Annotated in this window: 10 protein-coding genes; 2 read left to right on the forward strand and 8 right to left on the reverse strand. The window is 72.4% G+C overall.

Annotation, left to right across the window (positions count from 1 at the left end; translation table 11 throughout):
- Positions 1-117: 117 nt before the first annotated feature.
- The 3 genes from ACIBI4_RS02570 to ACIBI4_RS02580 form a co-directional block, all read right to left on the reverse strand.
- A complete protein-coding gene (locus ACIBI4_RS02570) occupies positions 118-3,573 on the reverse strand; it encodes a phosphodiester glycosidase family protein (RefSeq protein ID WP_399201682.1) in 3,456 nt (1,151 codons plus the stop codon).
- A gap of 258 nt (positions 3,574-3,831) precedes the next feature.
- On the reverse strand, positions 3,832-5,877 hold the full coding sequence (locus tag ACIBI4_RS02575) for a SpoIIE family protein phosphatase (protein ID WP_399201683.1): 2,046 nt from the start codon (positions 5,875-5,877) through the stop codon (positions 3,832-3,834).
- 68 nt (positions 5,878-5,945) lie between these two features.
- Positions 5,946-7,247, reverse strand: a complete 1,302-nt coding sequence (locus tag ACIBI4_RS02580) for a DUF6777 domain-containing protein (RefSeq protein WP_399201684.1) — start codon at positions 7,245-7,247, stop codon at positions 5,946-5,948.
- A gap of 127 nt (positions 7,248-7,374) precedes the next feature.
- Between ACIBI4_RS02580 and ACIBI4_RS02585 the strand changes: the two genes are divergently transcribed.
- A complete protein-coding gene (locus tag ACIBI4_RS02585; RefSeq protein WP_399201685.1) occupies positions 7,375-8,805 on the forward strand; it encodes a lipase maturation factor family protein in 1,431 nt (476 codons plus the stop codon).
- Between the two features lie 5 nt (positions 8,806-8,810).
- On the opposite strand, the gene ACIBI4_RS02590 is transcribed toward ACIBI4_RS02585, so the two are convergent.
- Genes ACIBI4_RS02590 through ACIBI4_RS02610 form a run of 5 tightly spaced genes read right to left on the reverse strand, consistent with a single transcriptional unit; the run spans position 8,811 to position 13,096 of the window.
- Positions 8,811-9,671, reverse strand: a complete 861-nt coding sequence (locus ACIBI4_RS02590; protein ID WP_399201686.1) for an amidohydrolase family protein — start codon at positions 9,669-9,671, stop codon at positions 8,811-8,813.
- Positions 9,668-9,982, reverse strand: coding sequence for an L-rhamnose mutarotase (locus ACIBI4_RS02595; protein WP_399201687.1), 315 nt, complete (start codon positions 9,980-9,982; stop codon positions 9,668-9,670). Before ACIBI4_RS02595 ends, ACIBI4_RS02590 begins: the two co-directional genes overlap by 4 nt.
- Complete coding sequence (locus ACIBI4_RS02600) at positions 9,979-10,977, reverse strand: aldo/keto reductase (RefSeq protein ID WP_399201688.1); 999 nt, start codon at positions 10,975-10,977, stop codon at positions 9,979-9,981. The genes ACIBI4_RS02595 and ACIBI4_RS02600 overlap by 4 nt, the downstream gene beginning before the upstream one ends.
- The gene (locus tag ACIBI4_RS02605) at positions 10,974-11,729 is read right to left on the reverse strand and encodes an SDR family NAD(P)-dependent oxidoreductase (protein WP_399201689.1); all 756 of its coding nucleotides are present in this window, start codon (positions 11,727-11,729) and stop codon (positions 10,974-10,976) included. Before ACIBI4_RS02605 ends, ACIBI4_RS02600 begins: the two co-directional genes overlap by 4 nt.
- The gene (locus ACIBI4_RS02610) at positions 11,726-13,096 is read right to left on the reverse strand and encodes an enolase C-terminal domain-like protein (protein WP_399201690.1); all 1,371 of its coding nucleotides are present in this window, start codon (positions 13,094-13,096) and stop codon (positions 11,726-11,728) included. The genes ACIBI4_RS02605 and ACIBI4_RS02610 overlap by 4 nt, the downstream gene beginning before the upstream one ends.
- Positions 13,097-13,315: 219 nt before the next feature.
- Between ACIBI4_RS02610 and ACIBI4_RS02615 the strand changes: the two genes are divergently transcribed.
- Positions 13,316-14,671, forward strand: a complete 1,356-nt coding sequence (locus ACIBI4_RS02615; protein WP_399201691.1) for an amidase — start codon at positions 13,316-13,318, stop codon at positions 14,669-14,671.
- Positions 14,672-14,818: the final 147 nt, after the last annotated feature.

Consider the following 14,818-nt stretch of genomic DNA (forward strand, 5'->3'; position numbering starts at 1 on the left):
CTTCGCACCGACTGGTACAGGCTTCGTCCGTACGCCTGCGGACACCGCGGTGGCCCCGGTCCGGGTTCCGGACCGGGGCCACCGGTGTGTGTGCGGGGTGCTATCCGCCGGAGGGCCTCACGCCCCGTCCGCCGCCGCGAGCCGCTGGTCCGCGGCGCTCGCGATCAGCACCTCGGACCGCTCGGTCACACCGTTCACGGTGACCGCGAGGGTCACACTGCCCGCGCGCAGAGCCGTGAGCTCGCCGGTCTCCGGGTCGTACGCGGCCACGTGCCGCCGTCGCGCGTCGTCCGGGTCGCCGATGTACAGGTTCGGCGAGCCCGTCCAGTCCGCGCTCACGGGGAACGCGACCGGGACCCTGCGGGCGCCCTGCACCACCGTCGCCCCGGCCGCATCGCTCTGGCCCGGCCGCAGCGTCCGAGGTGCGGTGAGCATGAGCTCGTCGGTGTGGGCGCGGGTCTGCACCGAGATCCAGTCGGGTCCACCGCGCCACGGCCGCCGCTTCGCCTCGTCCTGCGCGTCGCGCGGGATCCGGTCGACGCCGACCAGGGACCAGCCGGTGAAGCCGCCCTCGTCGGCGGGGCCCGCCGGGTTCTTCCCTGAGTTCCCGTTGATCAGGTACGGCACCGAGTCGACGCGTGCGGCGTGGAACACGCCGACGTGCGCACCGATGAACGCGGCGCCCTTGCCCGACGAGCGCCGGAAGTCCGCAAGCCACTGTTCGAGCAGCGCGGCCTCCTTGCGGTCGCCGAGCTGGCTGCCCTTCTGCGCGGTCGGGTCGCGCGGCGGCACATGCTGCAGGACCGCGACGGAGGAGACCGACGGGTCCTTCGCCGCCTTGTCGAGTGCGGTGCGCAGCGCCTTGATCTGGGCGAAGCCGCCGCCGCGCAGCGAGAGGCTCGACGTGTCGAGGGTCACGAAACGGGTGCCCTCGTGGTCGAACACCCGCTGGGCGGGGCCGAATTCGGCGGTGAAGTTGTCGATCTTCCCGCCCATCACCTCGTGGTTGCCGGGCACGTAGTACCAGGGCACGGTGTCGCCGAGCTCCTCGGTGAGGATCTTGCGGGCGAACGCGAGGTCGGCGGGGGTGCCTTCGTCGACGAGGTCGCCGTTGACGACGAGGAAGTCCGGGCGGGCCGCCTTGATCTCGCGCAGGGTGCGGCGGGCCTGCTGGACGATGGGACTGTCGGGCTCGCGGGCCACGAACTGCGCGTCCGACATCACGGCGAACCGCCAGTCGCGGCCCTCGGTGTCGGCTGCAGTGTCGATCAACTCGTCGGTCACGACGGGCTGTTCGGGGACGTCGACACTCGGCGGGACCTGGGCGGTCAGTCCGTCGAGGACCAGTTCGCCGGTGTACTGCTTTGTCGCGCCGGTCTCCGCCACATAGAACCGGAACACGGACAGCGGCATCGCGGTGCCCTGCGGCACGGTGAACGTGACCTGCCGCCAGCCCGTCCACGTCACGTACGGGCCGCGCAGCACGAGGTCGCTGCCGGCGCCGTCCTTGAGGTGGAGACTGGGCCAGGCGCCCTTGCCGTCACCGTTGATCCAGAGCTTGAACGACTGCGGGCTGCCCGGGACCGGGATCTGCTGCGGCGGGTTCACATAGGCGGCGCGGGTGGCGGTGGAGAGCGTGAAGTCGTACGTCAGCTTCAGACCGGTGCCGGTCTGCCCGTCGGGGGTCGGCTCGACCTTTCCTGCGGCGCGGGCCTGGCTGAACGTCCACGAGGCGGCGTCGTCGAAATCGGCCACGGCCTGCTCGTCGAGGCCGACGCTGATGACGAGCAGGGTCTCCTTGCCCTGCACGGTCGCCTTGACCTGGCCCGCTCCCTTGCCGGTGAGCGCCTTCACGGTGAACGCGCCGCGGCCGTCCTCGCTGATCTCGAACTGCGCCTTGTCGTAGTCGAGTCGGATGTCGCGCGGGTCGATGGGCGCGCTCGCACCCTGTGCGTCGAAGCCGACGAGTCCGAAGGTGCCGGTCGCGGCGGCGTCGGCGAGGCCGACGCGGCGGGCGGTGGGTTCGATACGGGCGAGGGTGTCGACGACCGTCAGCTCGGTCTCGCCGTGCGCGGAGCCGCTGCTCGCGCGGACCTCGGTGGTGCCGCTGCGGCGGGCCGTGAACACCCCGCTGTCGGAGACGCGGCCGACGTCGCCGCGCTCGGTCGCCCAGCGCGGCCGTCCCTCGGCGGGACCGTAGGTCTCGTCGTAGCCGGCGGCGGTGAGGGCGCGGGTGAGGCCAGGGAAGACCCGCTCGGGGTGGCCGCCGCGTACCGGGTCGGCGGTCGGGGCAGCGAGAGCCGGGGTGCGGGTCTCGACCCAGTAGCCCTTGAGGCGGCCGCTGCCGTCGGGGGCGGTGAGCGCGATGCCGTTGGGCACGGTGCGTTCGCTGCCGTCGGACGGGCTGTTCTCGACCTGGAGGGCGTCGCTGCCCGGTTCGCGGGCGACCAGCGTGGAGGAGCCGCCGCCGTCGAGATTCAGGGCGTTGTGGGCTCCGGCGCGCTGCATCATGACGCCGAGTTCGGTGAGCGTGACGCCGCCGCTGTCGGCCTGGCGGCCGTCGATCGTGAGGACGTGCATCGTGCGGCCGTCCGCGGAGAAGCCGACGGCGGTCCGCGGGGCGGCGGTGTTGTTGCCCTCGCCCTCGTGGTTCTGGGGGACGCCGTCGACGACGAGCAGTTCCCGGCCGCCCACCGCGGTGCGCGGCAGTTCCCCGCCGTTGGTGCGCGGCGCGTAGGCGATGCCCACGGGGTCGCCGGGCTGCAGGGCCTTCAGCGTCTCGGCGCCCGCCTCGCGGCCGACGAGCACCGTGGCACCGGCGTCGATCGCGCCGCTGCCGACCTTGTCGGCGACCGAGACGACCTTGCCGTCCTCGACGAGCGCCTCGGCGACGGGGGTGGCCTTGTCGACGGTCAGGGCGCGGTCGGCGGTGCCCCAGGCGTCGGTGTAGGCGCCGATGCCGCCGGACGGGACGTTCGCGGCGTTGTACGCGGTCAGTGCGCGCTCGCCCTGCGGTGTCGTCAGGGTCCCGTCGAAGTACAGCTCGAGGACCCGGCCCGCGTCCTCGGGGCCGATCCCGACGGCACGGTGTGCGCCGGGGGCGGGTGACTGGACGAGTTTGCCGTCCTTGAGGCCCGCGCCCTGCGGCGCGCCGGTCTCGTTGATGTCGAAGAAGTCCGCGTTGATCGCGGCGACGGTGCGGCGGCCCTTGCCGGGGTCGTGCGCGGCGGCCAGCTCGGACACCGTCCTGCGCTCGGCCACCTTGCCGGAGTGCAGATAGTCGGCGCGCACCCCTTGGCCCGCGCCGCTCCCGCCGAGTTTCACGCTGAGAGCGTCGACCCGCAGCCATTTGTCCGATTCGAGGCGGTCGTACGAGGTGAGCTCGACGCCCGGCGCGATGGGCCGCGCACTGCGGGCGGTCTCGATGCCGTCCCCGTCGACGACGGACTGCGCCCCGGCCCCGGTGCCGCTCGCGGGCGGCGGGGCTATGGGCCGGCGTATCTCCTGGCTATGGGACGGCCGCGGATCGGTTCCCGAATCGGCGACGGCGGGGGTGAGCACCCCCGCCGTCATGGCAGCCAAGGTCGTGCCCAGCACGACCCAGCGTCTGGCGCTCCTCGAGCCCACAACTACTCCTGTGTGACGGCGAGTTGCCCTCAGGAGGCGTCCGGCGGACCACGCCTGGGGCATTTGTCGCACGTCAGCATTGCTGTGGCCACGTCAAGGCGCTAGGGGCCGTCGGGAACGGGACGGGAAACCTTTGGGGACGGCTGGATTGTGCCGTGCAGAGGTTGAACCTCTGGTGGTGGAGGGGGAGTTGCGGCCGAGGGGTCAGGTGGAGCGGTCCGGGACGATGAACTCGCACCAGACCGCCTTGCCGTTGCCCCGGGACTCCACGCCCCAGACGTCGGCGAGCCGGTCGACCAGGAGGAGGCCGCGGCCCGAGACGCCTTCCTCGCCCGCCTCACGGCGGCGCGGCAGGGCGCTGGAGGTGTCCTCGACCTCGACGCGCAGCCGGCGTTCGGCCCCGGACAGGACCCGGAGCGTGATGATCGCAGCGCCCTCGGTGTGCATCAGGGCGTTCGTGACCAGCTCGTCGGCGACCAGTTCGATCTCGTCGGTGCGGTCGCCCGCCCCCCACGCGCGCACGGCGGCGCCGACCATGTGGCGCGCCTCGCGCAGGGCCGCCGGGTCGTTGGGCGCGACATGCTGCCGGAGGCGGCCGCCCGCCTTCGGGGCGTCCGAGCTGCGGCGGCGCATCAGGAGCAGCGCCGCGTCGTCGTCCCCGCCGCGCCGGTCCGCGTCCTCGACGAGCCGGTCCGCGAGCGCGTCCAGATCGGCGGGCCCGTTGGCCACCTCGACAGTGAGCGACTGCACCCCGTCGTCGAGGTCGTGGCCCGGCTGCTCGACGAGGCCGTCGGTGCACAGGAGCAGCGTCTGGCCGGGGTCGAACTCCAGCGTCGTGACGGGGTATTCGAGCCGGTGGAACTCCGCCGAGAGCCCCAGCGGCAGCCCGCCGGACACGGGGGCGCGGCGGCAGGTGCCGTCGTTGGCGCGGATCAGCGGGTCGATATGGCCCGCGCGGACCAGCTGCACCACACCCGTGGTCAGATCGGCCTGGGCGTAGAGGCAGGTCGCGAACCGATCGGTGTCGAGTTCGTGCAGGAACACCGAGGCACGGGCCATGACCGTCGCGGGTGTGTGCCCTTCGGCCGCGTACGCGCGCAGCACGATCCTCAGCTGGCCCATGACGGCCGCCGCATGGGTGTCGTGCCCCTGCACGTCGCCGATGACCGCGCCGACCTTCCCGCCGGGCAGCGGGATCACGTCGTACCAGTCGCCGCCGATGTCCCGCCCGAGCTTCGCCGAGCGGTAGCGCACGGCGATGTCCGCCCCGTCGACGGCGGGGATCGTGCGCGGCAGCATGGCCTGCTGCAGGCCGGCGGCCAGGTCCTTCTCCTGCTCGTAGAACATGGCGCGCTGCAGCGACTGCGCGATGCTGCTGCCGAGCGCGACGAGCAGATTGCGCTCGTCGGCCGTGAAGCCGGTCTTGTCCGAGTAGAGAAGCCCGAGCGCGCCGATCGGCCGGGCCTGCGCGATGAGCGGCAGATACGCGGCCGAGGTGACGTTGAGATGGCTGATGTGCGACCACAGCCCGGGGTACGAGCCGGCGAATTCCTCGCGCGACTCGATGAACCGCGGCGCGAGCGTCCGGATGACCTCGCTCATCGGGTAGTTCTCGTCGATCCGGGTGAAGCGTGTCCCCTGTACGAAGGCGCCCGGCGGCCCGTCGGCGACCAGATGGACCCGGCCCGCCTCGATGAGGCCCATCACCAGGCTCGCGGCGCCAAGGTGCGTGAGGCCCTGGGTCTCGTCGAGGACGTCGATCACGTCCTGCACGGTCCGGGCGTGGGCCAGTGCGGCCGTGGTGCCCTCGACGATGCTGGTCTGGCGCCGGGTCTCGGCGTCGTGCTCGCGCCGGATGTTGGATTCGAGCAGCTCTTCCGTGGCGTCCCGGACGATGCCGAGGATCCGCACCGGTACGCCGCCGTCGTCGCGCCGGATGAAGCCCTGCGTGTGGGTCCAGCGCAGGGAGCCGTCGCGGCGGCGCAGCCGGAAGTAGATGCCGTACGTCGAGCTGCCGTTCTTGAGCGCCTCGGAGACCAGGGAGTCGAGCCGGCGGGCCTCCAGCGGCGGGACGCGGGGCCCCAGCGTTTCCGGGCGCCCGTCGTACTCGTCCGGCCTCAGGTCGAAGACGGCGTGGGCCGCCGCGTCCATGTGCATCTCGCCGCTCACGAGATTCCAGTCGAAACTGCCCGTGCGGTTCAGCGAGAGGATGGTTTCGGGCGTCGCGGGCCACGGGTCCGGGTCGGACATGCGTCCACTTTGCCACGGTTTGCCGGGTCTCGGCGCGCGGCCGCTTCCGCGGGGCGCCGTATGCCCGGTCAGCCGCTGAACCCCTCGGGTGCGGTCGCGTCCGGGATGAACGGGGAGTCCTCGCCGGGCTCGACATCGGGCACGTCGGGCACGGACTCGGGGCCGGTCTCGTCGGGGACGGTCTGGTCCTCGGGGAGGCTCGGGATGTCCGTACGGTCCGTCTGGTCCTGGTCCTGGTCCTGCGGGAGGTCCGGGTCACCGGTGTCCGGGACCGGCGGCGGGCCGGGCGGGAGCGGGCAGCCCTCCGGGAGCGTCGGCGGGGGGTCGTTCGGGTCGGCCGGGGTGGGCCATGTGCTCGGGCAGTCGGTGATCTGGTCGTCGGGGGCGGTGGTGTCGGTGCCCGGATCGGTTGTCTCTTCGCCCGGATCGGTCGTCTCTTCGCCCGGGTCCGTCGTTTCCTCGCCCGGGTCGGTCGTCTCCTCGTCCGGGTCGGTCGTCTCCGGCGTAGGTTCGCTGGTGGACGGCTCCGGCGAGGTAGGCGGAGGCGACGTCGTCGTCGGAGGTGTAGGGCTCGGCTCAGGGGGCGGCACGACCTTGTCCTTGTCGCCGTCGTCCCCGATGGGCCGCTCGATCCACGTGTTGTTGGTGACGTTGATGATCGTGATGTTGTTGATGACCGTCGTCGACGGCTTGACCACGACGACCGTCGTCGGGTGGTAGCCGCGCCACGGCTGCCCCTGATGCTTGGCGTCGTTGCGCAGCTCGGCCGGCGGCGTCAGCGGATTGCCGCACGCACAGCGCACCCTCGGCAGGCCCCGGTTGTCGACGAGGACGGCGGTGCCGGCCTGGAGTACCGACTGGTAGCTGGTGGCCCGGCCGCCCTGGTAGCCATGGTTGGTGACGCGGGTGTCGGCGCGCAGCTGGACCGGGGTGAGGCCGCGCAGCCAGCCCGCGATCTCGCCCTCCTGGATCCCTGCGGCCTGGGCGAAGGCGCGCGCCTTCGCCTGCTCGCCGGTGAGGAACCGCACCTGCTGTTCGACGTCGCAGCTGGACACGGACTGCGTACCGCCGTAGAGGCCGGGGGTGGATCCCGAGACGCTGCGGATGCCCGCCTGCGTGGGCGAGGCGGAGCCGGTCGGTGAGGGTTGCGGCGTTCGGGTGACGGGCGGCGGGCTCTCGGCGACCTTCGCGGTGGACTCGGTGAAGGGGTCGGGGCCCGACGCGGCCACGGGCTGCAGGAACAGCTCCTTGTCGCTGCCCGTGTCGCCCGTGTCGCCCGCGTCGTTCTCGCTGCTGCCGGAGCAGCCCGCGACCAGCAGGGCTCCGGATATCGCGAGGGCCATGGCATAGCGCCTGGTCGGTGAGTGCACGCCGTTCTCCCGCCTGTTCTTAGGCCGTACGTTCCTCATTGTGTGAAGCGCGAAAAATGCCCCGCAACCGCACTCACGAGGAGGCCGCACCCGCCCTGAGCAGGCCCGGCGGCGTCACAATGAAGACGTGGAGTGGTTCACGGCACCCGATTACTGGCTCGCCCGGCTGGTGTTCCAGCGGGTGCTCGCGGCCGTGTACCTGGTGGCGTTCGTGGGGGCGGCGCTGCAGTTCCGTGCGCTGATCGGCGAGCGCGGAATGCTGCCGGTCCCGCGGTACGTGGAGCGGGTCCCGTTCCGGCGCGCGCCGAGCCTGTTCCAACTGCGCTACTCGGACCGGTTGTTCGCGGCGGTCGCGTGGACGGGCGCCGCGTGCTCGCTCGCCCTGCTCGCGGGCCTCGATGCCGAACTGCCCCTCGCGGCGGGGATGTTGCTGTGGCTGCTCCCCTGGCTGCTCTATCTCTCGATCGTGAACGTGGGACAGACGTGGTACAGCTTCGGCTGGGAGTCACTGCTCCTCGAGGTCGGCTTCCTCGCCGTCTTCCTCGGACCGCACGACCACACCCCGCCGCTTCTGATCCTCGTCCTGCTGCGCTGGATCCTGTTCCGTGTGGAGTTCGGTGCCGGGCTGATCAAGATGCGCGGGGACGCCTGCTGGCGCAAACTGACCTGCCTGTACTTCCACCATGAGACACAGCCGATGCCGGGCCCGCTGAGCTGGTTCTTCCACCATCTGCCGCGACCGCTGCACCGGGTGGAGGCGGCGGCCAACCACGTCACGCAACTGCTCGTGCCGTTCCTCCTGTTCACCCCACAGCCCGTCGCCTCGTACGCGGCCGCCCTGATGGCACTCACCCAGCTGTGGCTCGTCCTGTCCGGCAACTTCGCCTGGCTGAACTGGCTGACGATCGCCCTGGCCGTCTCCGCGATCGACTTCACCCCGCTCACCGGCGCCCCACCGGCCCTCGCCGGACTGCCGCTCTGGTACGAGGTCCTGGTGTACGCGGTCGCGGCGGTGATCCTGGTCCTGAGCTACCGTCCGGCCCGCAACCTGCTCTCGCGCCGCCAGCTGATGAACTACTCCTTCGACCCGCTCCACCTGGTCAACACCTACGGCGCCTTCGGCACGGTGGGCCGGGTCCGCCAGGAGATCGTGATCGAGGGCACGGACGAGCCCGTCCCGCTGCCCGACGGTGCGGCGTGGCGCGCGTACGACTTCCACGGCAAGCCCGGCGATCTCACCCGGCTGCCGCGCCAGTTCGCCCCGTACCATCTGCGGCTCGACTGGCTGATGTGGTTCGCGGCGCTCTCCCCCGCGTACGCCCGCAGCTGGTTCGGGCCGTTCGTGGAACGGCTCCTGGACGGCGACCGTGACACCCTGCGCCTGCTGCGCCACAACCCGTTCCCCGACGCACCGCCGCGCTTCGTCCGCGCTCGCGTGTACCACTACCGCTACACCACTTGGCGCGAGCTGCGTGCGACGGGCGCGTGGTGGCACCGGACGTATGTCCGCGAGTTCCTGCCGCCGACCCGTCTGGAGTCCACGCCCACGCGCCGCTGAGAGCGTCAGTCCTCCGCCAGCCCGTACACCCGCCGCGCCGTCCCGCCGAACACCTCACCCCGCTCGCCCGCGTCCAGGCCGGACAGCAACTCCCCTGCCGTGTCAGCGACTTCGCGGTACGAGGCGGCCAGTCGGCACACCGGCCAGTCCGAGCCGAACATGAGGCGCCCGGGCCCGTACGCGTCGAGGGCCGTCTCCGCATAGGGCCGCAGCGTGTCCGTGGTCCACGTCGTCCAGTCCGCCTCGGTCACGAGACCCGACAGCTTGGCGGCGGTGTTCGGCAGTTCGGCGAGCGCCCGGACCTGGACCGTCCAGGCTTCCGGCTCCCCCGCGCGGATGGGCGGTTTGCCAAGGTGGTCGAGGACAAAGGTCAGCTCGGGCACGGCGGCGGCCGCGGCGACGCACGCGGGCAGTTGATGCGGCAGCACCACCAGGTCGTAGGCGAGGCCCGCCGCGGCGACCGCGCGCAGCCCGCGCCGTACATCCGGACGCGCGAGCCACTCCGGATCGGGCTCGCCCTGCACCTGGTGGCGGATGCCCACCAGGTGCTGCCCGCCCGGGAGTTCCCGCAGCCGTGCCAGCTCGTCGGCGATGCCCGGCGCGGTGAGGTCGGTCCAGCCGACGACTCCCGCCACCAGGTCGCTGTCCGCGGCGAGCGCGAGGAACTCGGGTGTCTCCTCGCGCACGGTGACCGTCTGCACGAGCACCGTCGCCGTGATCCCCGCCGCCCGTGCCTCGGGGGCGAGGTCGGCGAGGGTGAAGGTGCGGCGGAGCGGGGCGAGGCCGGGGCCGGTGATCCAGTCCTGGTCGCGGACGGTGAGGTCCCAGACGTGGTGGTGGGCGTCGACTCTTCCCGAGGGGTTCATGGCAGTTCCCACACGATGGGCAGCGAGGCGTCCGAGCCCTCGGCGGAGTAGTCGTGGACCACGTCGAGGAGTCCGGCCATCCGGGCCTGCCAGGTGATGTTCACCGGCAGCTTCTCCAGGGCTGCGAGGAGTGCCGTGTAGTCGTCGCACTCCAGCACGTGGAAGAGGTCCGTGCCGCTGCGCCAGATCGTCCACGCGTGCGCGCCCGCCGACCGGATCGCCGCGACGAGTTCGGCGGGCACTTCGCGGTGCGCGGCCTCGTACTCCTCGATCCGGTCCGCGCGGACCCGGGTGTGCAGCGCGACTCTCATACGGCCTCCTTCACCGGCACCGGCACATCGTCCCCGAGCAGCCCCTCCGCCTTGAGCTCGGCCCAGAAGTCGTCGGGCACGGGACGCGCGAACTGCTCGGCGGTGTCCCGTACTTGAGCGGCCGACCGCATGCCGACCAGGACGCTCGCGACGGCCGGATGCGCCAGCGGGAAGGCGAGCGCGGCCGCGCGCAGGGTGGTGCCGTGCCGCTCCGCGAGGTGTCTGATGCGCCGCGCCCGGGTGAGAAGCGCGTCGGGTGCGGTGGTGTAGTTGTACGTGGCTCCGGTGCGGGGCTCGGCGAGGATGCCCGAGTTGTAGACGGCCGCGGCGACCACGCTGCGCCCGCGCGCCGCCGCCGCGGGCAGCAGCGCCTCCAGGGCGATCTGGTCGAGCAGGGTGTAGCGGCCGGCCGCCAGGACCACGTCGGTGTCGGTGTCGGTGAGGAAGCGGGTGAGCATCTCGGCCTGGTTCATCCCGGCGCCGATCGCGCCGACGACGCCTTCCGCGCGCAGCCGCTCCAGCGCGGGATAGCCCTCGCGCAGCGCCCACTCCTCGTGTTCGTCCGGGTCGTGCAGATAGACGATGTCGATGTGGTCGAGACCGAGGCGTTCCAGGCTGCCCTCGATGCTGCGCCGGATCCCGTCGGCGCTGAAGTCCCAGACGCGGCGGTGGGTGGCGGGCACGGCGAAGCCGCCGGCCGCGAGGTCGTCGCCGCCGCCGTCGTACGGCACGAGGAGACGGCCGACCTTGGTGGAGAGCGTGAAGCTGTCCCGCGGCTGTGCGCGCAGGACCTCGCCGAGCCTGCGTTCGGACACCCCGAGGCCGTAGTGCGGTGCGGTGTCGTAGGTGCGGATGCCGGCGTCCCAGGCGGCCGTGACGGCCTCGTACGCCTGCTCCTCGCCGACCGGTTCGAAGAGTCCGGCGATGGGGGCGGCGCCGAAGGAGAGCCGCGAGACCAGGACGTCGGTGGCGGCGAGCCGCGCGCGGGCGATCATGACGCCGCCGGGCGGAGCCGCAGGCCCTGCATGCCGCCGTCGACCGCGAGGGCCGTGCCGGTGGTCGCGCCGGCCGCGGGGCTCGCCAGGTAGGCGATGGCGGCTGCGACTTCGTCGGCGGTGACCAGGCGGCCCGTGGGCTGGCGGGCGGCGAGCGCGGCGCGTTCCGCGGCCGGGTCGTCGGCGGCGTCGAGGAGCCGGGCGACCCATGGGGTGTCGACGGTGCCGGGGTTCACGCAGGTGACGCGGATGCCTTCGCGGACGTGGTCGGCGGCCATGGCGAGCGTCAGCGAGAGCACGGCTCCCTTGGAGGCGCTGTAGAGGGCGCGCTGCGGCAGGCCCGCGGTGGCGGCGATGGAGCAGGTGTTGACGATCGCCGCGTGCCGCGAGGCGCGCAGATACGGGAGGGCGGCGCGCGCGGTGCGCACCATGCCGAGGACGTTCACGTCCAGGACGCGCAGCCACTCGGCGTCGTCGTTGTCCTCGACGGTGCCCTGGGCGCCGATCCCCGCGTTGTTGACGAGGACGTCGAGGCCCCCCATCTCCTCGGCGGCGCCGGTCACCGCGGCCCGTATCGAAGCGTCGTCGGTGACGTCGGCCTTCCGTGCGAGCAGGGGCTCGGGCACGGATTCCGGGGCGAGGTCGAGGACGGTGACACGCGCGCCGCGCGCCGCGAGGAGTCCGGCCGCAGCCCGGCCGATGCCCGAGGCGCCGCCTGTCACCACCGCTCTGATTCCCTCGAAGTCGGTCATGCCGCTGCTCCCTTCCGGTGGGGATCCTGCTCGGTGGGGACCGGCGCGGGATGGGCCTTCGCCCAGTACTCGCCGGTCGGATAGCGGTAGAGGTCGAGCGCCTCGGCGCGCATCGTGGCGGAGAAACCGGGCGCGGACGGTGCCACGTAGTGGCCGTCACGGATCACCACGGGGTCCTCGAAGTGCTCGTGAAGGTGGTCGACGTACTCGATCATGCGGTCGTCTGTGGTGCCGCTGAGCGCCACGTAGTCGAACATCGCCAGATGCTGGACGAGTTCGCACAGCCCGACCCCACCGGCGTGCGGGCAGACGGGGATTGCGAACTTGGCGGCGAGCAGCAGGATCGCCAGGTTCTCGTTGACGCCGCCGACGCGCGCCGCGTCCAGCTGCAGGACGTCGATGGCACCGGCCTGCAGCATTTGCTTGAACACGATGCGGTTCTGTACGTGTTCGCCGGTGGCGACCTTCACAGGGGCGACGCGGCGCCGGATCTCGGCGTGCCCGAGGACGTCGTCGGGGCTGGTCGGCTCCTCGATCCAGTACGGGTCGTACGGCGCGAGCGCGCGGGTCCAGGTGATCGCCTCGTCCACGTTCCAGCGCTGGTTGGCGTCCACGGCGATCCGGTAGCCCTCGCCGACGGCGGCGCGTGCGGCCCGCATCCGCCGCAGGTCGTCCGCGAGGTCCGCGCCGACCTTCAGCTTGATCTGCGGGAACCCGGCGGCGACGGCCTCCCGGGCGAGGCGGGTGAGCTTCTCGTCGGAGTAGCCGAGCCAGCCCGGCGAGGTGGTGTAGGCGGGGTAGCCGCGTACGCGCAGGCGGGCGGCTCTTCGGTCGGCGTCGGCGCGGCCGCGTTCCAGGAGCGCGAGCGCCTCGTCGGGGCCGAGGACGTCGGCGATGTAGCGGAAGTCGATCTGCGCGACGAGCCAGGCTGGTTCGGCCCGGGCGAGGAGCTGCCACAGCGGCACTCCGGCGCGCTTGGCGGCGAGGTCCCAGACGGCGTTGACGACCGCGCCGATCGCCATATGCATGACGCCCTTCTCGGGTCCGAGCCAACGCAGCTGGCTGTCGCCGATCAGGTCGCGGTTCAAGGTGCCGGGATCCGCGCAGAGTTCGGCGACGGGACGGCCGAGCACATACGGGCGCAGCGCGTCGATCGCGGCGACCTGGACATCGTTGCCACGTCCGATGGTGAACGCGAACCCGTGCCCTTCCAGACCGTCGTCGGCGTCGGTGCGGAGCACGACGTACGCGGCGGAGTAGTCGGGGTCGGGGTTCATCGCGTCCGAGCCGTCGAGCGCGGTGGAGGTGGGGAAGCGGATGTCGAAGGTTTCGACTGCCGTGATACGGGCGGGGGTTGCTCCTGTCACGGCGCTCCCTTGTGTCGGTCCTCTGCGGCCAGCCCGAGTATTCATCGGAGGTATCCGGCGGCACAAGACCCCGTAGCCGCTTGGATCTTGTTTTGCTCGTGGAGAGGTCGGATCACCCTCGACGCCAAGGGAACTGCTGCTCGACGTACGGGACGGGAGGCGCCACAGTTCTCCCCTGGAGCACGAGCGCGGGAGTACGCGCGCGGAACAGGAGCGACCGTGAGCAGCTGGGCAGGGCGGACCGCAGCAGAGATATCCGAGGCCGTACGGGCCGGAAAGGCCTCGCCGCGTGACGTGGTGACGGAGCATCTGGCCCGGATCGATCTGCTCGACACCCGCGTGGGCGCCTTCCGCCGGGTCCGGGCGCGCGAGGCGCTCGCCGAGGCGGAGGCGCTCGCGGACCGTGCCGATCTGGCCGTACTGCCGCTCGCGGGCGTGCCGGTGGCCGTGAAGGACAATCTGCCGGTCCGTGGAGAGTCCACCCGGAACGGATCGGCCGCCACGCCCGACACTCCGGCCGCAGCGGACCATCCGACGGTGGCGCGGCTGCGTGCGGCGGGCGCGATCGTGGTCGGCCTGACGAACGTGCCGGAGCTGTGCGTCTTCGGCACGACGGACGGGGTGCATGGCACGGCCCGCAATCCGTGGGACACCTCCCGCACGGCCGGCGGTTCGTCGGGCGGCAGCGCGGCCGCCGTCGCGGCGGGCATGGTGCCGCTGGCGCTCGGCAACGACGGCATGGGCTCGCTGCGCATCCCGGCCGCGAACTGCGGGGTCATCGCCCTCAAGCCGGGACCGGATGTCGTGGAGCGGGACCTCGGCGGCGGCTGGTTCGGCCTCTCGGAGAACGGCCCGCTGGCGACGACCGTCGCGGACACCCGGCTGCTGCTCTCGGTCCTGTCCGGCACACTGCCTCCGACGGCCGGCGAACCGTCTCCCGAGCCTGCGCCCTCCCTCCGCATCGCGGTCTCCACCCGCAGCCCGCTCGCGGGCGTCCCGGTCACCCGGGCCTGGCGGACCGCCGCTCAGGAGGCGGCGCAGGTCCTCACGGAGGCCGGACAGCAGGTCGAGCCCGCCGACCCGCCGTATCCGCTCTGGCTCGGCGCGTCGGCACTCGCGCACTGGACCGCGGGCACCCACGTGGACGCCCGCACCCTCGACCGCACCCGCCTGACCCGCCGCACCCGCACGCACGCGGCACTCGGCAAGCGCTTCGTGGCGCGCGTCGAGCGCGGCACGGGACGGGACCGCCTGCGCGAACGCCTCGCACCGTTCTTCGAGCAGTACGACGTCCTGCTCACCCCGTCCCTGGCCCGCCGCGGCCCGGCCGCGGCACCGTGGCACGAGCGGAGCTGGCTGCACAACATCACGGCCAACACCCGCTTCTCCCCACTCACCCCGACCTGGAACCTGACAGGCTGGCCCGCCCTGTCGATCCCCTTCGGCGTGCTGTCGGGCGGTGCGCCGTGCGCGGTGCAGCTGGTGGGCGCACCGGGGCGTGAGGCTCAGCTCCTCGATGTGGCCGGGCAGCTGGAGGCGCTGCGGCCGTGGGCTCGGCATGCCCCCATGCAGTGAGCGAGCCGCCTACCAGGACTGAACAGGACCCGCCGCAGCCGGCTCGCTCCATCCGCCGCAACACGCACGTTCACCTGCAAGGATGCCGTGGCGCACCGTGCCCTGTCCGCTTTCCGCCCTCATGAACGTGTCATGTCCGGAAACTCC

The sequence above is a fragment of the Streptomyces sp. NPDC050418 genome, assembly GCF_044458745.1.
In the GTDB taxonomy this organism is placed as follows: domain Bacteria; phylum Actinomycetota; class Actinomycetes; order Streptomycetales; family Streptomycetaceae; genus Streptomyces.

Excerpts from the sequence above, each read along its gene's own strand:
- ACIBI4_RS02570 (WP_399201682.1), bottom strand. The coding sequence starts at position 3,573 with ATGACGGCGGGGGTGCTCACCCCCGCCGTCGCCGATTCGGGAACCGAT.
- ACIBI4_RS02575 (WP_399201683.1), bottom strand. The coding sequence starts at position 5,877 with ATGTCCGACCCGGACCCGTGGCCCGCGACGCCCGAAACCATCCTCTCG.
- ACIBI4_RS02590 (WP_399201686.1), bottom strand. The coding sequence starts at position 9,671 with ATGAACCCCTCGGGAAGAGTCGACGCCCACCACCACGTCTGGGACCTC.
- ACIBI4_RS02595 (WP_399201687.1), bottom strand. The coding sequence starts at position 9,982 with ATGAGAGTCGCGCTGCACACCCGGGTCCGCGCGGACCGGATCGAGGAG.
- ACIBI4_RS02600 (WP_399201688.1), bottom strand. The coding sequence starts at position 10,977 with ATGATCGCCCGCGCGCGGCTCGCCGCCACCGACGTCCTGGTCTCGCGG.
- ACIBI4_RS02605 (WP_399201689.1), bottom strand. The coding sequence starts at position 11,729 with ATGACCGACTTCGAGGGAATCAGAGCGGTGGTGACAGGCGGCGCCTCG.